At 72.9% G+C, this 16,467-nt stretch carries 16 protein-coding genes and 1 tRNA gene; 6 read left to right on the forward strand and 11 right to left on the reverse strand.

What is annotated here, in order from left to right; genetic code table 11:
* Nucleotides 1-54: 54 nt before the first annotated feature.
* From AB0I06_RS25820 to AB0I06_RS25830, 3 genes are all read left to right on the forward strand, one after another.
* On the forward strand, nt 55-570 hold the full coding sequence (locus tag AB0I06_RS25820) for a MarR family transcriptional regulator (protein ID WP_363121224.1): 516 nt from the start codon (nt 55-57) through the stop codon (nt 568-570).
* Between the two features lie 189 nt (nt 571-759).
* Nucleotides 760-1,401 (forward strand): GTP cyclohydrolase II, encoded by a 642-nt coding sequence (ribA, locus tag AB0I06_RS25825; RefSeq protein WP_363121225.1) that lies wholly within the window; start codon nt 760-762, stop codon nt 1,399-1,401.
* Between the two features lie 119 nt (nt 1,402-1,520).
* Complete coding sequence (locus AB0I06_RS25830; protein WP_363121226.1) at nt 1,521-2,021, forward strand: MarR family transcriptional regulator; 501 nt, start codon at nt 1,521-1,523, stop codon at nt 2,019-2,021.
* 275 nt (nt 2,022-2,296) lie between these two features.
* On the opposite strand, the gene AB0I06_RS25835 is transcribed toward AB0I06_RS25830, so the two are convergent.
* From AB0I06_RS25835 to AB0I06_RS25855, 5 genes are all read right to left on the reverse strand, one after another.
* Nucleotides 2,297-3,367, reverse strand: a complete 1,071-nt coding sequence (locus AB0I06_RS25835) for a SpoIIE family protein phosphatase (protein ID WP_363121227.1) — start codon at nt 3,365-3,367, stop codon at nt 2,297-2,299.
* Complete coding sequence (locus AB0I06_RS25840; RefSeq protein WP_363121228.1) at nt 3,367-3,810, reverse strand: anti-sigma regulatory factor; 444 nt, start codon at nt 3,808-3,810, stop codon at nt 3,367-3,369. Before AB0I06_RS25840 ends, AB0I06_RS25835 begins: the two co-directional genes overlap by 1 nt.
* Nucleotides 3,810-4,175, reverse strand: coding sequence for an STAS domain-containing protein (locus tag AB0I06_RS25845; protein ID WP_363121229.1), 366 nt, complete (start codon nt 4,173-4,175; stop codon nt 3,810-3,812). Before AB0I06_RS25845 ends, AB0I06_RS25840 begins: the two co-directional genes overlap by 1 nt.
* A 44-nt stretch (nt 4,176-4,219) precedes the next feature.
* Entirely contained in the window at nt 4,220-5,131 is a 912-nt protein-coding gene (locus AB0I06_RS25850; RefSeq protein ID WP_363121230.1) for an STAS domain-containing protein, read from the reverse strand.
* Between the two features lie 146 nt (nt 5,132-5,277).
* The gene (locus AB0I06_RS25855) at nt 5,278-6,450 is read right to left on the reverse strand and encodes a PP2C family protein-serine/threonine phosphatase (protein ID WP_363121231.1); all 1,173 of its coding nucleotides are present in this window, start codon (nt 6,448-6,450) and stop codon (nt 5,278-5,280) included.
* A 147-nt stretch (nt 6,451-6,597) separates the two neighbouring features.
* Between AB0I06_RS25855 and AB0I06_RS25860 the strand changes: the two genes are divergently transcribed.
* Both AB0I06_RS25860 and AB0I06_RS25865 read left to right on the forward strand, forming a co-directional pair.
* Nucleotides 6,598-7,092: a MarR family transcriptional regulator gene (locus AB0I06_RS25860; protein ID WP_363121232.1), complete on the forward strand. Its 495-nt coding sequence runs from the start codon at nt 6,598-6,600 to the stop codon at nt 7,090-7,092.
* A gap of 331 nt (nt 7,093-7,423) precedes the next feature.
* Complete coding sequence (locus AB0I06_RS25865; protein ID WP_363121233.1) at nt 7,424-8,284, forward strand: RNA polymerase sigma factor SigF; 861 nt, start codon at nt 7,424-7,426, stop codon at nt 8,282-8,284.
* 565 nt (nt 8,285-8,849) lie between these two features.
* On the opposite strand, the gene AB0I06_RS25870 is transcribed toward AB0I06_RS25865, so the two are convergent.
* The 6 genes from AB0I06_RS25870 to AB0I06_RS25895 all read right to left on the reverse strand — a co-directional run bounded on the left by AB0I06_RS25870 (nt 8,850) and on the right by AB0I06_RS25895 (nt 14,735).
* Nucleotides 8,850-9,899, reverse strand: a complete 1,050-nt coding sequence (locus AB0I06_RS25870; RefSeq protein ID WP_363121234.1) for a hypothetical protein — start codon at nt 9,897-9,899, stop codon at nt 8,850-8,852.
* Between the two features lie 17 nt (nt 9,900-9,916).
* Nucleotides 9,917-10,705: an acyl carrier protein gene (locus AB0I06_RS25875; RefSeq protein ID WP_363121235.1), complete on the reverse strand. Its 789-nt coding sequence runs from the start codon at nt 10,703-10,705 to the stop codon at nt 9,917-9,919.
* Nucleotides 10,706-11,006: 301 nt separating this feature from the next.
* Nucleotides 11,007-11,079 (reverse strand) — tRNA-Lys (locus AB0I06_RS25880).
* 216 nt (nt 11,080-11,295) lie between these two features.
* Nucleotides 11,296-13,437 carry a DEAD/DEAH box helicase gene (locus tag AB0I06_RS25885; RefSeq protein WP_363121236.1) on the reverse strand — a complete coding sequence of 714 codons (2,142 nt, stop codon included), beginning with the start codon at nt 13,435-13,437 and terminating at the stop codon, nt 11,296-11,298.
* Between the two features lie 330 nt (nt 13,438-13,767).
* Nucleotides 13,768-14,298 (reverse strand): hypothetical protein, encoded by a 531-nt coding sequence (locus AB0I06_RS25890; RefSeq protein ID WP_363121237.1) that lies wholly within the window; start codon nt 14,296-14,298, stop codon nt 13,768-13,770.
* An 86-nt stretch (nt 14,299-14,384) separates the two neighbouring features.
* Complete coding sequence (locus AB0I06_RS25895) at nt 14,385-14,735, reverse strand: metallopeptidase family protein (RefSeq protein ID WP_363121238.1); 351 nt, start codon at nt 14,733-14,735, stop codon at nt 14,385-14,387.
* Nucleotides 14,736-14,818: 83 nt separating this feature from the next.
* Between AB0I06_RS25895 and AB0I06_RS25900 the strand changes: the two genes are divergently transcribed.
* Complete coding sequence (locus tag AB0I06_RS25900; RefSeq protein WP_363121239.1) at nt 14,819-16,393, forward strand: metallophosphoesterase; 1,575 nt, start codon at nt 14,819-14,821, stop codon at nt 16,391-16,393.
* Nucleotides 16,394-16,467: the final 74 nt, after the last annotated feature.

A 16,467-nucleotide genomic window follows, 5' to 3' on the forward strand; every position in this document is an offset into this window, starting at 1 on the left:
GCGGGACTGGAACCGGGTCTTGGTTCAAGTTTGAAACAAACCTACACTGGCGGCATGACGACTCGCTGGCTCACGCCGAAGGAGCAGCGCGCCTGGCGCGCCTACATCGCCGCTTCGCTGCTCCTGGAGGACGCGATCGACCGGCAGCTCCAGCAGGACGCCGGCATGCCGCACCTGTACTACTCCATCCTGTCGGTCCTGTCGGAGTCCCCGGAGCGCCGGCTGCGCATGACCGATCTCGCCGAGCGGCTGAAGATCACGCGCAGCCGGCTGACGTACGCGGTGACGCGGCTGGAGAAGGACGGCATGCTGCGGCGCGAGGCCTGCCGGTACGACAAGCGGGGCAGCGTCGCCGCGCTGACCGACGAGGGGTTCGCGGTGCTGGAGCGCGCGGCGCCCGGGCACGTCGAGACCGTGCGGACCTCCCTGTTCGACCGGCTCAGCGAGGAGCAGGTGGGGCAGTTGGAGGAGATCTCCGCGGCGATCGCGCGGGGCCTCCAGGAGGACGGCACACGGGCGGCGGCCGACGAGGTGCCGTGGCGGCGGAGGTCGTCACCGGCCTGTTCATGACGCGGCGGGAGACATGGCCCGGGGGGCGCCGGGCGGGGGGCGGGTGACGCTGGAGTGACCCCCGCCACACGAGGCCGCACTCATTGCTTCAAATTTCAAGCACGAGTAGGGTTCCGAACGTACATCTGCTTCAAAACTGAAGCACTACGGCTGTGCAGCCGAACAGGAAACGGAACCCGGAGGCCCCGCATGCCCGACACCCCCGCCGTCGTCGCCACCCCCCGCTCCCGCGTCCGGGTCCCGCTGCGCTTCCACGACGGCTACGAGGCCGACGCCGAGCTCGTCACCTTCCACGGGCTGGTCGACGGCCGGGAGCACGTGGCCGTCGTCCTGGGCGAGCCCGGGCCGGTCCCGCTGGTGCGGCTGCACTCCGAGTGCCTGACCGGGGACGTGTTCGGCTCCGCCCGCTGCGACTGCGGTCCGCAGCTGCGCGAGGCGGTCGAGCGCATAGCCGAGCGCGGCGGCGTGCTCCTCTACCTCCGTCAGGAGGGCCGGGGCATCGGCCTGTACAACAAGCTGGACGCGTACGCCCTCCAGGACCAGGGGCTCGACACCTACGAGGCGAACGCGGCCCTGGGGCTCCCCGAGGACGCCCGCGACTACACGGCGGCGGCCCAGATGCTGCGCGCCCTGGGCATCGGCCGGCTGGACCTGCTCTCCAACAACCCCGACAAGGCGGAGCAGTTGCGGTCCCTGGGCGTCGACGTCCGCGACCGCGTTCCCACGGGCGTCTTCACGACCGCCCACAACGTCCGCTACCTGCGCGCGAAGGTCCTGCAGACCCAGCACACGCTGCCGCTCGCCGCGCTGACGGGGCTCAGCGCCGGCTGAGCCGCCCGCCGGTCCGGCCGGACACCGAACCGGGCTGCTTGTCCCTCGGTTCCTCGGGTACAGCCTTTGAGAGAGGGCGACCTCTCCCGTACCCGGAGCTTTATGGAAGTGACCGTTTCGTGACCGATCTCGGCGGCCTCGGCGACCACCGGGCGAGGGGACCGGGCGATGGCCCGGAGGCCGTCGCAGCGCAGATCGCCGATGCCGTGGAGAGCCTGACGGCACTGTGGTCGGTCGCCGCCCAGGAGGCGTCCCTGCGGCTGTCCCCGCACCAGCTGCGGGCCCTGCGCACCGTGCAGGCGACGCCCGGCCTGAACCTGACGGCGCTGGCGGAGGGCCTGGACATCGGTCTGCCCACGGCCAGCCGTCTCTGCGACCGGCTGGCGGCGGCCGGGCTGCTGGAGCGGGCCCCGCACCCCGACACCCGCCGCGAGGTGCAGTTGTGGCTCACCCCGCACGGCCGGCATGTCCTCCGGGAGGTCGCCGGCCACCGCGCCCGGGCCCTGGCCACCGCGCTCGCGGCGATGGCACCGGCGGAACGGGCGGCCCTGCGCGAGGGCTTGCGCGGCTTCCTGGCGGCCCGCGACACGACGGGACCGGGCGCCGACAGCACCGACTGACGTCCGGGGGCACCCGGAGGGTGCCTCCTCACCGACACGGACTCAACGCTGCGGCCCCGCCGCGCGCCCGGCGCCCTGAACGCCCGTCAGGTGCCGGACGGATGCCCGTCGGGTGCCCGAGCCGTGGCGGCCCACAGGCACCGCGATCGCACCCCCCCACACACCCGCCCCCCGCGCCGCCCGGGCGAAATCCCAGGGCACGCGGAAAGCAACCCCTCACCGACGCCGACCGGCCAGGACCCGTGCCGCGCCGCTCACCGGCTCCCGAATGCCCGTCAGGTGCCCGAGCCGTGGCGGCTCACTCCGCCCGCGGTCAGTACCGCCACACACGTGTCGTCCCGCGCCGGCCGGGCCGCGCTGCCCGAGTCGCGGAGCACCACCGCCGCCGCCACCGCCGGGTCGCAGCCGGGGAGCACCCCGTCGTCGGGCGGCGTCCAGCGGCTGGGCAGGCCGTCGCTGTGCAGGACCAGCAGGCTGCCGGCCTGCCAGGGCACCCGCTGCACCGGCACGGACGCCGGGGCCTGGGCGCCCACGATGCCGGGGTGGGACAGCAGCGCCTTCCAGGTGCCGTCGGTGCGCAGCCGGGCACCGACGTTGCCGATCCCGGCGAAGCCCAACTGCCCGGTCCGTTCGTCGAGCTGGGCCACGGCGACGGCCGCGCCCCGGGTGGGGCGCAGGGCCCGGCCCAGCCTCCGCAGGATCTCGGCGGGCGGCAGTCCGGCCAGGGAGCGCAGCTCCTCCACCGCCGCGGTGGAGGCCTCGGCGGCCTTCGGCCCGTGCCCGAGCCCGTCGGCGAGCAGCAGGGTCAGACGGTCACCGTCTCGCGCCCGGCCCCAGGCGTCCCCGGACTGCTCGGCCCGGCCGAGGGGAACGTTGACACCCCCGGCGCGCGGACCGGGCGGGGGCGGGCCCTGGTTGCGGACGGCGGGCTCGTGGCCGATCCGGGCCATCACGACGGTGCCCCGGCCGGGGGCGCTGTGTAGATCGAAGTCGTTCGCTATGCGCCGGCAGGTGCCGAGTCCGGCGCCGAGCGAGGCGGCGACGGTCGTGGTGTAGCCGTCGCGCATCGCCGCGGCGACGTCGGGGATGCCGGGGCCGTGGTCGACCGAGACGAGCTGCACGGCCGGCCGGTGGCCGTCGTCGTGCGCCCGCTCGACGAGGTCGATCAGCACCCGTCCCCCGTCGGCGTGCCGCAGCAGGTTGGTCGCCAGCTCCGTCGCCACCAGCGCGGCCGTGGCGGTGCGGTTCGAGGGCAGGCCCGCGCGGGCGCTGGCCTCCTCGGCCGCCACCCGGACGTCACGCACCCGGGTCGAGTCGTCCACCGGCACGTCCCAGACCCTGCTCATCACGGCACCGTCCGGGAGGGCGGGACGACGGTGGCCCAGGCGGTGACGGTGACGGTCGTCCCCTCACCGGGCCGGCTGTCCACCTCGAACTCCTGCACCAGCCGCTTGGCCCCGCTCAGCCCGAGCCCCAGCCCGCCGCCGCTGGTGTAGCCGTCGGTCAGCGCCTGGTCGAGGTCGCGGATGCCGGGCCCGGTGTCGACGAAGGCGAGGCGCAGCCCGTTGGACTGCCCGGTGCGCAGCTCGGTGAGCTCCACATGGCCGCCGCCGCCGTGGACGAGGGTGTTCCGGGCCAGTTCGCTCGCCGCGGTGACGAGCTTGGTCTGCTGCACGAGCCCGAAACCGAGCTCGGCGGCGGTCTGCCGGACCTGCTGCCGCACCCATGCCAGGTCGGCGTCCGAGCCGATCGGCAGGCTGGTGGGGCCGGCATGGCGCGAAGCCTGCATCACGGGCTCCCCTCGCCCCTGCGCGTGGTCACGCCGAGAAGCTCCATCGCGCGTTCGACGTCCAGGGCCGTCCGCAGACCGGGGAGGGTGAGCCCCAGCTCGACCAGGGTGATCGCCACCGCCGGGCGCATCCCGGCCAGCACCGTACGCGCCGCCAGCAGTTGGGCTCCGGCGGCGATCTCGGCGAGGACCCGGCCCAGGAACGAGTCGACGATCTCCACTCCGGAGATGTCGATCACGACCCCGGTCACCCGCCTGTCCGAGATGCGGGCCGTGATGTCGTGCTGGAGCTGCTCGGCCATCCCGTCGTGCAGCTCTCCTTGGAGGGTCACGAGCAGGACGTCGCCCAGTTGGAGGACGGGCACGGTGAAGCCGTGTCCGCCCCCGGGTCCGTGTGCCGCGGGGCCGGTCACCGCGTGCCCGCGTCCGCCGTCGGGCCGGCCACCCGCAGCGGCGCGATCTCGACCCCCTGCTGGCTGAGCGCGTAGGCGAGCGCGTCCTCCAGACTGGAGCGGGTGAGCACGGTGCCGAGGTCGATGCCGAGGTGGACGATGGTCTGCGCGATCGCGGGCCGGATGCCGGAGACGATGCACTCGGCGCCCATCAGCCGCGCCGCCGCCACGGTCTTCATCAGGTGCTGGGCGACCAGCGAGTCGACCGTCGGCACGCCGGTGATGTCGAGGATGGCGTACCGGGCACGCTCGGCGACGATCGCGTCCAGCAGGCTCTCCATCACCACCTGGCTGCGCGCGCTGTCCAGGGTGCCGATCAACGGCACGGCGACCGTGCTCTCCCACAGCTTGATCACCGGGGTGGCCACCTCGTGCAGCTGCTCGCGCTGCCGGGCGATCAGCTCCTCGCCCGCGCTGACCGTCGTCTCCAGCACGACCAGGCGCAGGGTGCCCATGAGCACGGTCAGCGCCACCACGGCCTCCTGGGCCTCGGGGGCGTACGGCTCCGCGAACTCGGCGCGCAGCAGCTCGGTCACCGGCTCGCGCAGGGCCGCCACCTCACGGGCGACCCCGTCCGGGTCCGTCCCGGTGCGGGCGCGGGAGGCCGCCATCCGCCCCAGCTGGTCGCGCACGGCCTCGAAGCCGGACGCCCGGATGTCGTCGAGCCGCCCGGAGGCGGCCACCGCCGCCAGCGCCGCGGCCACGGACCTGCCCGCCTCGACCGCCTCGTCCCGGGACACGGTGAAGACGGTGCGGAACAGCGCGGCGTCCGCCCACCGTTGAGCGATCTGCTCCCGGCGCCGTTCCAGGAAGGCGCTCACCTGGAAGGCGGCCGGCTGCTGTTCCGCGTTCTCTTCCGACACCGACACTTGTATCGCTCCCTTGCACGGGCCGGACCGAGGTCGCTGCACGGCGCCTCAGCCGTTACTTGCCGTATGACAAACATTAGTGCCGGCGTCCTGCACCACCAAACAACCGGCTTGCACCGCCCCCGACCAGCGTCTTCCCCCATCCCTCACCGGCCACGCCAGTCCAGGCACACCACCAGGGCGTCGTCGTCCGGGGTGGACGGACCCCGGTGGCCGGTCAGTTCGCGCAGGATGGCCCGGGGCACCTCGGCGGCCGGCAGCAGCCGGGTGGACTGGATCGCCCGGGCCAGGGCGTCCGCCCCGTAGGCCTCGCCGCCCGGGGAGGCGACGTCGTACACCCCGTCGCTGACGAAGACCAGGCGGTCGCCGGGCTCGGCCCGGAACTCCTGGATCACGTAGTCGGTCTCCTCGAACATGCCGAGCGGCAGCTGGGCCTCGAAGGGCACCCGCTCCACCGCGCCCCCACGCAGCCGCAGCATCTGCGGCGACCCGGCGTCCACCGCCCGGACCCGCCCGGTGGCCAGCTCGAAGTCGAGCATCAGCACGGAGAGGTAGCACCGGCCCCGGTAATGGGCGTACACCGCCTGGTCGGCCAGGGCCGCCTGGTCCTCGATGGACAACCCGGCCCGGCGCGCGTTGCGCAGCGCGTTGAGGGCCAGGTTCGTCAGCAGGGAGGCCTCGATGCCCTCCCCCATGCCGTTGGTGACGTAGAGGCTGAGCCGGTCGGCCGAGGCGCACCAGTCGAAGTTGTCACCGAAGATCGCGTACGCCGGTTCCAGCTGCGCGCCCAGCTCGTACTCGGGGCCGGCGCAGGAGCGGCCCGGCAGCAGCTGCCACTGCATCTCGGCGGCCAGCGTGAGCCGGTCCCGGCGCCGCGCCTGGAGATACAGGTCGGTGTCGCGCTCGGCCACGACGACCTCGTGCCCGAGCACCTCGGCGATGTCGGCCAGCTCGTTCAGCGCGCCGTCGGCGTGCTCGCCGTCCGGCAGGGTCACGGTCAGCACGCCGAGGCGGTCGCCGCGCACGGTGACCGGCAGATGCGCCCGTACGAGGCCGCCGGAACAGGCCTCCACGTGCGGCTCCTGCGCGCCGAACGCCCGGCCCGCCGGGCTGTTGTGCACCGGCACCGGCTCGAGGGTGTGCGGCAGCACGGACACCGGCTGGAGCACGGTCAGTCCGTAGTCGGCCAGGAAGAGCTCGACGGAGTCCGCCGCGTACTGATCGGCCAGTACACGACGGACCTCGTCCAGCAGCCGGTGGGGTGCCGCCGTGCGCAGGGCGCGCTCGGCGGCCACGAATCTGTTCGTGATCGTGGTCACGGTGGTCTTTCACCATCCTCGGTGGGACGTCGACACGTCCTCGGAACGTTCCTTGTCACGGGGCGGCGGGCGGGGCGGGGAAGCGGCTGACCGGGCGGCTCACACCACGCCTAGTACGCTGACGGCCATCCCGGTGCCTGCGAGAGTGTGACTGTGACTTCCCTCCGACCCCGCCCTGAGCCAGCAGAGGTCGCCCGTGTGACCTCCACGGCCGCGGAGTTGCTGGAAGTGCTCTGGGGCCGTGCCTCGACCGCGCCGGCCTCGGCTTCCCAGCTGCGGGTGCTGCTCATCCTCGAACACCACGAGGGCATCAACCTGCGCACACTCGCCGACTCCCTCGCCTCCACACCGCCCTCGACCAGCCGGCTGTGCGACCGGCTCCAGGCGGCCGGATTCGTCGAACGCGAGGCGAGCCGGGCCGACCGGCGCGAGGTGCGCCTGTACCTCAGCGGCCGGGGCCGCACCTTCCTCGCCGACCTGCGCGTCCGCCGGGAGCAGGCGCTGCGCGCGGTGCTCGACCAGATGCCGGCGGCGAAGCGGGTGGCGCTGCTCCAGGGTCTCGAGGCGTTCTGCCACGCGGCGGCGGCCCAGATACACGACGACTCCGAAGACTCCCGATCGTCCGGTACCCGGACTGCCTGACCTACCCGCCCTCGCACGGAGTCGGACCTTCCGGTCCCTTCCCCGAACGTGCTCGGCACGCCTAGGCTGTTGCCCTCCACCTATAGTTGTCAAACGACAACCGTCCGCTCCGCGAACCCCTGGTCTCTTTCCTGCGCTCCCCACCGCCCGTCCCTCCCACCCGTACCGTCGCAATACCGGTCCGGGTACCCCGACACCTCCTCGACCTGCGCCGACTGTGGCCAACGTCTCGCCGGGGCAGCTGCGGGGCATGAGCCGGGCGGGGGCGGGTAGCGGCGCTGGAGGTGGCCTGTCGGGGGATCGGAGCGGGCCGGAACGAGAGGGAGGGCCCGTGACGGCGACCATGCGCATCGGCACGACGACGGATTCCGCCACCTGCACCGGTGAGGAACTGCCGCAGATCGCCGAGCCCCAGAAGCTCGCCCCGCAGGACGCACGCGGGCTGACCGGCCAGTTCCTCGACCGGCTCGCCGTGCTCGAGGAGGGCACGCCCGAATACCAGTACGCCCGCAACACGCTCATCGAGATGAACATGTCCCTGGTGCGCTTCGCGGCCCGCCGGTTCCGCACCAGCGGCCAGTCGATGGAGGACATCGTCCAGGTCGGCGTCATCGGGCTGATCAAGGCCATCGACCGGTTCGAGGTCTCCCGCGAGGTGCAGTTCACCAGTTTCGCGGTGCCGTACATCATCGGCGAGATCAAGCGGTTCTTCCGCGACACCTCCTGGGCCGTGCACGTGCCGCGCCGCTTGCAGGAGGCCCGTACGGAGCTCGCCAAGGCCACCGAGGAACTGGCCTCCCGCCTCGGCCGCGCGCCGAAGGTGGCCGAGCTGGCGGCCCTGATGAACCTGTCCGAGGAGGAGGTCGTCGAGGCCCAGATCGCGGCCAACGGCTACCTGTCCTCCTCCCTCGACGCGACGGTCACCGGCGACCCGGACGAGAGCGACACGACGCTCTCGCAGTTCATCGGCGAGGAGGACCCGGCCCTCGCACTCGTCGAGGACTTCCACGCCCTGGCCCCCCTGGTCGCCGAGCTCGACGAGCGCCAGCGGCTCATCCTCCACCTGCGCTTCGTGGAGGAACTGACCCAGGCGGAGATCGGCGCCCGGCTCGGCATCTCGCAGATGCACGTGTCCCGGCTGATCTCCCGCACGGTGGCGAAGCTGCGGTCGGGAATGCTGGCGACCGGCTGACCCGCCCACGACGAGAGCCCCGGTCCGGATCGTCCCGGACCGGGGCTCTCGTCCGTGTGCGCGGTGGGAGTGCTTCTCCTCGTCACGGCTCTCCGAAAGCCGCCCGGCACCGCGGCACACCATGGGCACCTCGGGGGTGCCCTGGACGCGGATCACCGGGTGACCGGTGGCGCGGAAGGCGGCCGGAAAGCCCAAGGGCCGGGAGGCGTTGTCCGCGGGCAGCACCTCGCCGGGGGCGAGGGACTCGGCGTACAGCCCCGGGACCAGCCCGACCAGCGGGCGATGACGGTGATCAGACAGGGCCGTTCGGCCGGTACGGTCTTCAGGAGCCACCCGCCGATCTCCTCGGCGGGACGCCCGGGCTTGGCGGCCTGCTCGCCCAGTCGCAGGGCAGGAGGCGGCCCTGCTGTTCGAGGAGAACGACATCTGCGGCTGGCGCTGGAGTGCTGGCGCTGGCTCGATCGCGCCACCGCCGCCGCGGCGCGGCCGTGACACCGGCCGGACGCGGCTGTGGTGCGGGCCCGAATTCCCCGGGCCCGCGCCACAGCCGTCTCCCGTCCCGGGCTCAGCGCGCGGTCGTCATCTCCTCGACGAGGGCGTCGAGCACCTCCCGGGTGAAGGGACCGTAGGTACGAGCGCCGTCCGCGGCGCGCGGCGACATCAGGTGCCCGAGACCCGGGTGGAGGCGGAGCCGGACGTCGAGGCCCTCCTTCGCGGCCTGCCGGAACAGCAGGCCCTGCCGCGGCGGAGTGGTCCAGTCGTCGTCACCGACGTGCACCCGGACCACACCGCGGACCGATCCGATCCGCACGAAGGCGTCCGGCTGGGCGCACCAGTCCCGCCAGAAGGCGGCCGGCGCGTCCTCGTTCCCCTGCTCGAACGCCTCCCTGACGATCGCCTGGTGACGGCCGATCAGCAGGGCCTGCACCTCCTCGATGCCGGCGCTGGGCCCGAGCCGCTCGTGCAGGTCGAAGTCGTCCCACCAGCCGGACCGGCCCACGCGGTCGGCGGCCGCCGCGGCGAGGTCCGTCTTCCCGTCGCCGTCGACCAGGCCCCTCAGCGCCAGCCACTCGGTGCGCCGCTCCACGTTCAGCCAGCGCCAGCGCACCGGGTAGTGCTCGGCGACCGGAGCCACCAGCAGCAGGACGTGCTCGCCGCCGAGCTGCTCGGCGGCCGCGACCGCGACCTCGGTGCCCAGTGAGACACCGAGAAGGGCGACCCGCCGCGCGTCGACGGCGCCATGGGCCCGGACGGCGGCGAAGGCGGCCTTGGCGTCGTCCACCAGCCCCTGGAACGTGACCCGCCGCGGATCCCAGCCGTCCTCCCGCCGCCCGGTGACGAACCGGCAGTCGAAGCGCGCGACGGCCACCCCCGCGGCGGTGAACGCCTCCTCCAGGTCCGCGAAGAGGCGCACCGGCCCGTTGCCGGTCACCTCCGGCGGCAGAGAGCCGTCGCGGTCCCACGCCCCGAACGGGTGGAGCAGGACGACCGCGGGCACTGGGCCGGTGCGTTCGGCGGGCAGGGTCAGCGTCCCGGGAAGCCCCCCGGTCGGATCGAGCTCCTCCCGCGGCGCCGTGGCCGCCGGACCGGGCCTGTCGGAAGAGTGCCGGACCATGAATACCCCTCCCCGGGTCACGCGTGTCCGCTGCCGCCGGCGACCAGTTCCACCAGGTCGCCGACGGTGCGGGTGGCATGGTAGTCGCGCAGGTCGAGACGGACGCGGAAGGCGCTCTCGATCGCGACCATGGTCTCCAGGGAGTTGAGGCTGTCCCACTTGTCGTGGGCCACCACGCGGGTCTCGGTGATGAAGTCCTCCGGCTCCGCGTCCAGGATCGAGCAAAGGGTCTCCACGATCCTCGACTCGATGTCCTCTGAGGAGGCGAACCCGGCCTGGAACCGGTTCCGTAACCGCGCTCCGGTACAGGGCCGGGCGGCGCCGGTCGGTCTCCACCGGCTGCAGAACGTCGAACCAGCCCCGGGACAGCAACCGGCCGACCAGCTCCGCCGGATCGCCCTCGGCGGAGACGACCGCGACCTCGGGCAGCTTCGGCCGTCACGTGTCCGCGTTCGAAGGGCGAATCGTCCATGAAGACCCACCCGGGTCACGTCGGGGTGGTCCGGGATCTGTACGGCCGGACTGACCGCGAAGGGCGCGAACCTGCCCTCCGCCTTGGCGGCGTCGGCGTCCGCGAGGAACATCTCGAAGTCGGTGTCGCCGGCCATCCGCACGAGCGTCGTGCCGAGCAGCGACATGTAAGGGCTGACGCCGTAGTCCTGGATCTGGAGGAACAGAACGTCACCGACCGACGCGTCGCCCTCCGACCCGCTCAGCGATCCCTCGTACCCCACGACGGTGGCACCGGACCTGCCGTCCTCACCGTCCCGTACCCCGGGGGCGAGGACGAGCGTCTGCGGCCCCACGGCATCGGAGCCGAGCAGCGCGTCGCCGTGCCGGGCGCCTCGAAAACGTGCTCACCCTGGCCGCCCGCACCACCGCCGTGGACGAGGAGGTCCGCGTGCGGTCCATGTCCGGTTTGAGGACGCGCCGACGGCACTCACGTCGTGCCCGGCGACTGCCGAACCCCATAGGCCGTGGCCGAGCCGCGAGCCAGGGGCGCGTCCGCTCACGCACGGGCTGAAAACCAGTCAGCGCCCGAGCCGACCGAAGCCGACCCGGACGCTGCACCGCAGGTCAGAGGCCATATCCCCCGACCACCACCGGTAGGCCCTGTGGGACTCGAACCCACAACCAATGGATTAAAAGTCCACTGCTCTGCCAATTGAGCTAAGGGCCCAGGCGTTGTCGCCCCCACGAGCATAGCCGGACGACGCCGCGTCTCCGATCGGGTATCGGTCCCATCGGCCCCGCCGGAGGGACGAACAGGGCCGATCGGGGCCGCGGACCGCCCGGTTGGGGCGGCTCCGCGCACGCCACGCTCGGCCCGGGGGAACGACGAAGCGCCGTGGCCCGCCCGTTGGGACGGGGCCACGGCGCTCCTCATGCGCTCATGTCAGCCGTTGCGCTTCCAGCGCGGCTTGTCCTCGCGGCGCTGGAAGGAGCCGCCACCGCGGTGGTCGTCACGACGGCCGTTGGGGCGGTCGTGCCCGCCGGAGCGGAACCCCGGACGGTCGTCACGGCGGTCACGGTTGAAGGGACGGTCGCTGCCCCGGTGACCGGTGCGCTCGTCCCGGCGGAAACCGCCGCGCTCACCACGGTCACGGTCGCGGTTGAAGCCGCCCCGGTCGTCACGACGCTCGAACGAACGGCCCCCGGCCCCGCGGTCGTCACGACGCTCGAAGGAACGGCCGCCACGGTCACCGCCGCGCTCACCACGGTCGTCACGGCGGAAGCCACCGCGCTCGCCACGGTCACCGCTCCGGTCGTCACGGCGGAAGCCGCCGCGCTCGCCACGGTCACGGTCGAAGGAACGGCCGCCACGGTCCCGGTCACGGTCGCGGTTGAAGCCGCCCCGGTCGTCACGACGCTCGAACGAACGGCCCCCGGCCCCCCGGTCGTCACGACGCTCGAAGGAACGGCCACCACGGTCACCGCCGCGCTCGCCACGGTCACCGCTCCGGTCGTCACGGCGGAAACCACCGCGGTCCTCACGCCGCTCCCGGCGCTCGTACGGGGCGGAGGACTCGGGGCGCTCCTCGCGCTCGACGTCCTTGGCGGTCGGCTGCTCGGGCACCGACACCTCGACGCCGACCGGCGCCTCACCGGCCTCGCCGGCGGCCACCACGGCCGCGGGCTCCTCGCCCCGCTCGCGCGCGACCCGGGCGAGGAGCCGGTCGGCCTCCTCGCGCAGCTCGTTCGCGCGGCGCTGCGCCCGCTCCAGCTCCTTGGTGAGCGCCGCGACCTCACGCTCGGCCTGCTGCGCGGCGTTGCCCACGGACTCGGCCTGGACCTCGGTCATCGACCGGGCGCCGGTGATCTCGGCGACCTCCGGGTCGAAGGCGCCGGCGCTCTGGATGATGTGGCGCGTGGCGTCGACGCCCGCGTCCTCCATCAGCCGGAAGATCTGACGCCGCTGGTGCGGCAGGGACAGGGACACGACCGTGCCCGTGCGGCCCGCCCGCGCGGTGCGGCCCGCCCGGTGCAGGTAGTCCTTGTGATCGCCGGCAGGGTCCACGTTCAGCACCAGGTCGATGCCGTCGACGTGGATACCGCGGGCGGCGACGTCGGTCGCGACGAGCGCGTTGACGTAGCCCTTCTTGAAGTCCTCCAGCACACGGGTACGCGCGCCCTGCGTCATACCGCCGTGCAGCGCGTCCGCCTTCACACCGGAGTCGCAGAGCTGCTCGGCGATACGGTCGGCGCCCAGCTGGGTGCGGACGAAGATGATCGTGCGGCCCTTGCGGGAGGCGATAGCGGCGGTGACCGGCGCCTTGTCCTTGGGCTTCACGATGAGGATGTGGTGCGACATGGTCGTGACGTTGCCCTGGGCGCTGTCGACCTCGTGCGTGACCGGGTCGGTCAGGTAACGCTTGACCAGCGTGGAGATCTCGTTCTCCATCGTGGCCGAGAACAGCATGCGCTGACCGCCCGCAGGGACCTGGTCCAGCAGCTCGGTGACCTCGGGCAGGAAGCCCAGGTCGGACATCTGGTCGGCCTCGTCGAGAACGGCGATCTGCACGTTCTCCAGCGAGCAGGCGCCGCGGTTGATGATGTCGCGCAGCCGGCCCGGGGTGGCGACGAGGATGTCGACGCCGCGCTCCAGGGCGTAGATCTGGTTGCCCATCGACGTACCGCCGCAGACGACCTTCATCTTCAGGCCGAGGACGTCGCCGTAGGGCTGGAGGGCGTCGGCGACCTGCATGGCGAGCTCACGCGTCGGCGTCAGGATGACGGCGCGCGGCTTGTGCTTCTCGGTCCGGCCGCCGGCCAGCGTGGCCAGGGTCGGCAGACCGAACGACAGGGTCTTGCCGGAGCCGGTGCGGCCGCGGCCGAGGATGTCCTTGCCGGCCAGGGCGTCCGGGATGGTCGCGGCCTGGATCGGGAAGGGGCTGGTCACACCGTTCTGCGCGAGCTTGCGCACGATGCCCTCGGGCAGGCCGAGGTCGGTGAAGGTGATCTCGGGGGTGGTGTCCTCGACGGCCTCGTTCTCGGGGTTCTCGGGCACGACGACGTGATCAGTACTGGCGATGGACATGCGAATGCGAAACCTTCCGGAGTCTCAAGTCGGCACGCGCCCGTCAACTCCGTGATTCGCGATTCGCAATACGACCGCCTCAATGCGGTCCACCACGGCAAGGGAGAGTACGCGCCACACGGCGCGCTCTGTAGTGGCGCCGGGCAAGATGGGATCAAACGATCTGCCACCATACGCACTCCGGGCCCCTCAAGGCAAACCGGACTGTGCAGGAGACAGAGGGCAGCAGTCCGGTGGCCGGACGGCTCCCCCAGGGCTGCAACCGCCCCCCGCCCGGAAATGTTCCCGCCCCGGCCCACGGGATTCACGCCCCTCAGCGCGGCCCCGGTCTCACGCCGGTGACCCCGCCTCCGGCGCCGGCTCCCGCTGCGCCAGCTGCGTCCCGGGCGGCTCGTGGGCCGAGGACGACGGCTCCGGGGTCGGCTCCGGCGACGTCGTCGGCTCCGGCGGCGTGGGGGTGGGCTCCGGATCGGCCGTCCGGGTGGGCGTCGGCGGCACCGGCGGCTTCGGCGTCGGCCGGGGCGGCTTTCCCGGCTTGTCGCGTCCCGGCGCCGACGGGCTCGCGTCGACGCTCGGCGACGCCTCGCGGGGCGCCGGCTCGCGCGCCCCCGCGCCCTTGCCCTTCTTGGCCTTCCGGCTCTTGCCGCGCTCCCGCTCGCCGTCGGCCCCCGCGGCGCCGAACCCGCCACCGCCCGACACCGCCGGCCCGCCGTCCGGCGCCTCGCCGCCGCGCTGCCCGGCGGAATGCGACGGCTTGACGCTCCCGCCCGCACCGTCGTCACCGACACTCATACAGCCGGCGGCAGCGGCGACGGCCACGACCGTGGCGGCCAGTCGGACGGGTACGTACAAGGGGCGCACGGGGCCACCTCCGGAACGGGTGAGGAGTCAACACCCTCAACTCCCGCCGCGCGCAAGAGGACACGCGCCCCGTATTCACAACCCCGTCAGCCGTAACCCAGCGCGTGAAGACGCTCGTCGTCGATGCCGAAGTGGTGCGCGATCTCGTGCACCACGGTGATCTCCGTCTCCGCGACGACGTCCTCCCTCGAGTCGCACATCCGCAGGGTCGGATTCCGGTAGACGGTGATCCGGTCCGGGAGCACACCCGCGTACCACTCACCCCGGTCGGTCAACGGCGTCCCCTCGTACAGCCCGAGCAACTCCGGATCGTCCGCCGGCGGCTCGTCCTCCACGAACACCGCGACGTTGTCCATCAACCGGGTCAACTCCGGCGGGATCCGGTCCAGCGCCTCGGCGACCAGCTCCTCGAACTCCTCACGCGTCATCTCCAGCACAGGCCCATTGTCGGCCACGACCCCGCCGTACGAGAGCCTCCCGGCGTCGCATATCCGGCCGCACACCTGGGCATAGGGCACCAATGCCCCGCGTCCCCGCCGCAGCCCGGAGTGTCCTGAACCCGATCCGCAGGGCCGCCCGCGTCCTGGCCCGCCGCTACCGCTCCCGTCAGGCGCCCCCCACGACCGCACTCGTGGCGCCGCCGCACCCCTGGACGCGCGCACTGGGACTCGTGGCCGTCGTCCTCCTCGGCGCCTGGCTGGGACTGCTGGTCGTGGGCAACGTCCGGGTCCCGGTCGGCCCGATGAACACCACCATGACGCTGCGCCCCTCGTTCACCGGCGGCACCAAGATCAACATCTCGCCCCTGGGCGCCCTCCAACTGGACAGCCACATCGCCCCCGTGCGCCTGGACGTCAACGTCGACCAGCTCGACCCCGACCGCTCCCAAGCGCTCGTCGACCACCCCGAACGCCTCTCCGGCCTCCAGGACGAGGTCGCCCAGGACGTCACCCGCGGCACCCTCGACCTCGCCCTCCGCTCCGGCGTCGCCGTGGTCACCGGCGCCACCGCCCTGGGTCTCGCCGTCTACCGCCGCCCCCGCCGGGCCCTGGCCGCCGGCGGCCTCGCCCTCACCCTCCTCGCCGCCTCCGGCGGCACCGCCTACGCCACCTGGCGCCCCGACTCCGTCCTCGAACCCAAGTTCTCCGGCCTGCTCACCTCGGCCCCCTCCCTGGTCGGCAACGCCCGCAGCATCGTCACCGAGTTCGACGTCTACCAGAAGGAGTTGGCCCGTCTGGTCACCAACGTGACCAAGCTCTACGACGCCACCTCGACACTCCCCGCCTACGCGCCCGACCCCTCCACCATCCGGGTGCTGCACGTCTCCGACATCCACCTCAACCCGGCGAGCTGGAAGATCATCGCCTCGCTCGTGCAGCAGTACAAGGTCGATGTCATCGTCGACTCGGGCGACACCATGGACCACGGCACAGCCGCCGAGAACGGCTTCCTGGACCCCATCGAAGACCTCGGCGCGCCCTACGTCTGGGTCCGCGGCAACCACGACTCGATGATCACCCAGCGCTACATGGAACGCCTGAAGAACGTGCACGTCCTGGACGACGGCAGGGCCGAGACGATCAGGGGCCTGCGCTTCGCCGGCATCGGCGACCCCCAGTTCACCCCCGACCGCTCCGGGCAGACCGGCGCCGAGCAGTCCCAGGAACTCGCCGGTGCGCGCCTGGCCACGGCCCTGCACGACCAGAGCGACGCCGGCACGCCGGTGGACATCGCCATCGCCCACGAGCCCTCCGCGGCCCGCGGCGTCGACGGCGAGGTCCCCCTGGCCCTGGCGGGCCACCTGCACCACGACGAGATGGAGGTCCTGCCGTACGGCACCCGGCTGCGCATCGAGGGCTCCACGGGCGGCAGCGGGCTGCGCGCCATCGAGGGCAAGCACCCCGACCCCATCGAGGCGTCGATCCTCTACTTCGACCGGGACACCCGCCACCTCCAGGCCTGGGACGAGATCGAACTGGGCGGGCTCGGTCTCACGACGGCCGAGGTCAGCCGTCACCTGCCCGAGGAGAACCAGCCCGGTGCGGGCCCGTCCCCCGGCACCCCCTCGGAGGGCACTCCCACGAGCTCGCCCTAAACCGTTTTGGCGATAGCTCCCGCCATCCCATATGCTTCTCACGTCCCCGACGCGCTGAGAAGCGCCCAGGCGGG

The sequence above is a fragment of the Streptomyces sp. NPDC050674 genome (assembly GCF_040654575.1).
GTDB lineage: Bacteria > Actinomycetota > Actinomycetes > Streptomycetales > Streptomycetaceae > Streptomyces.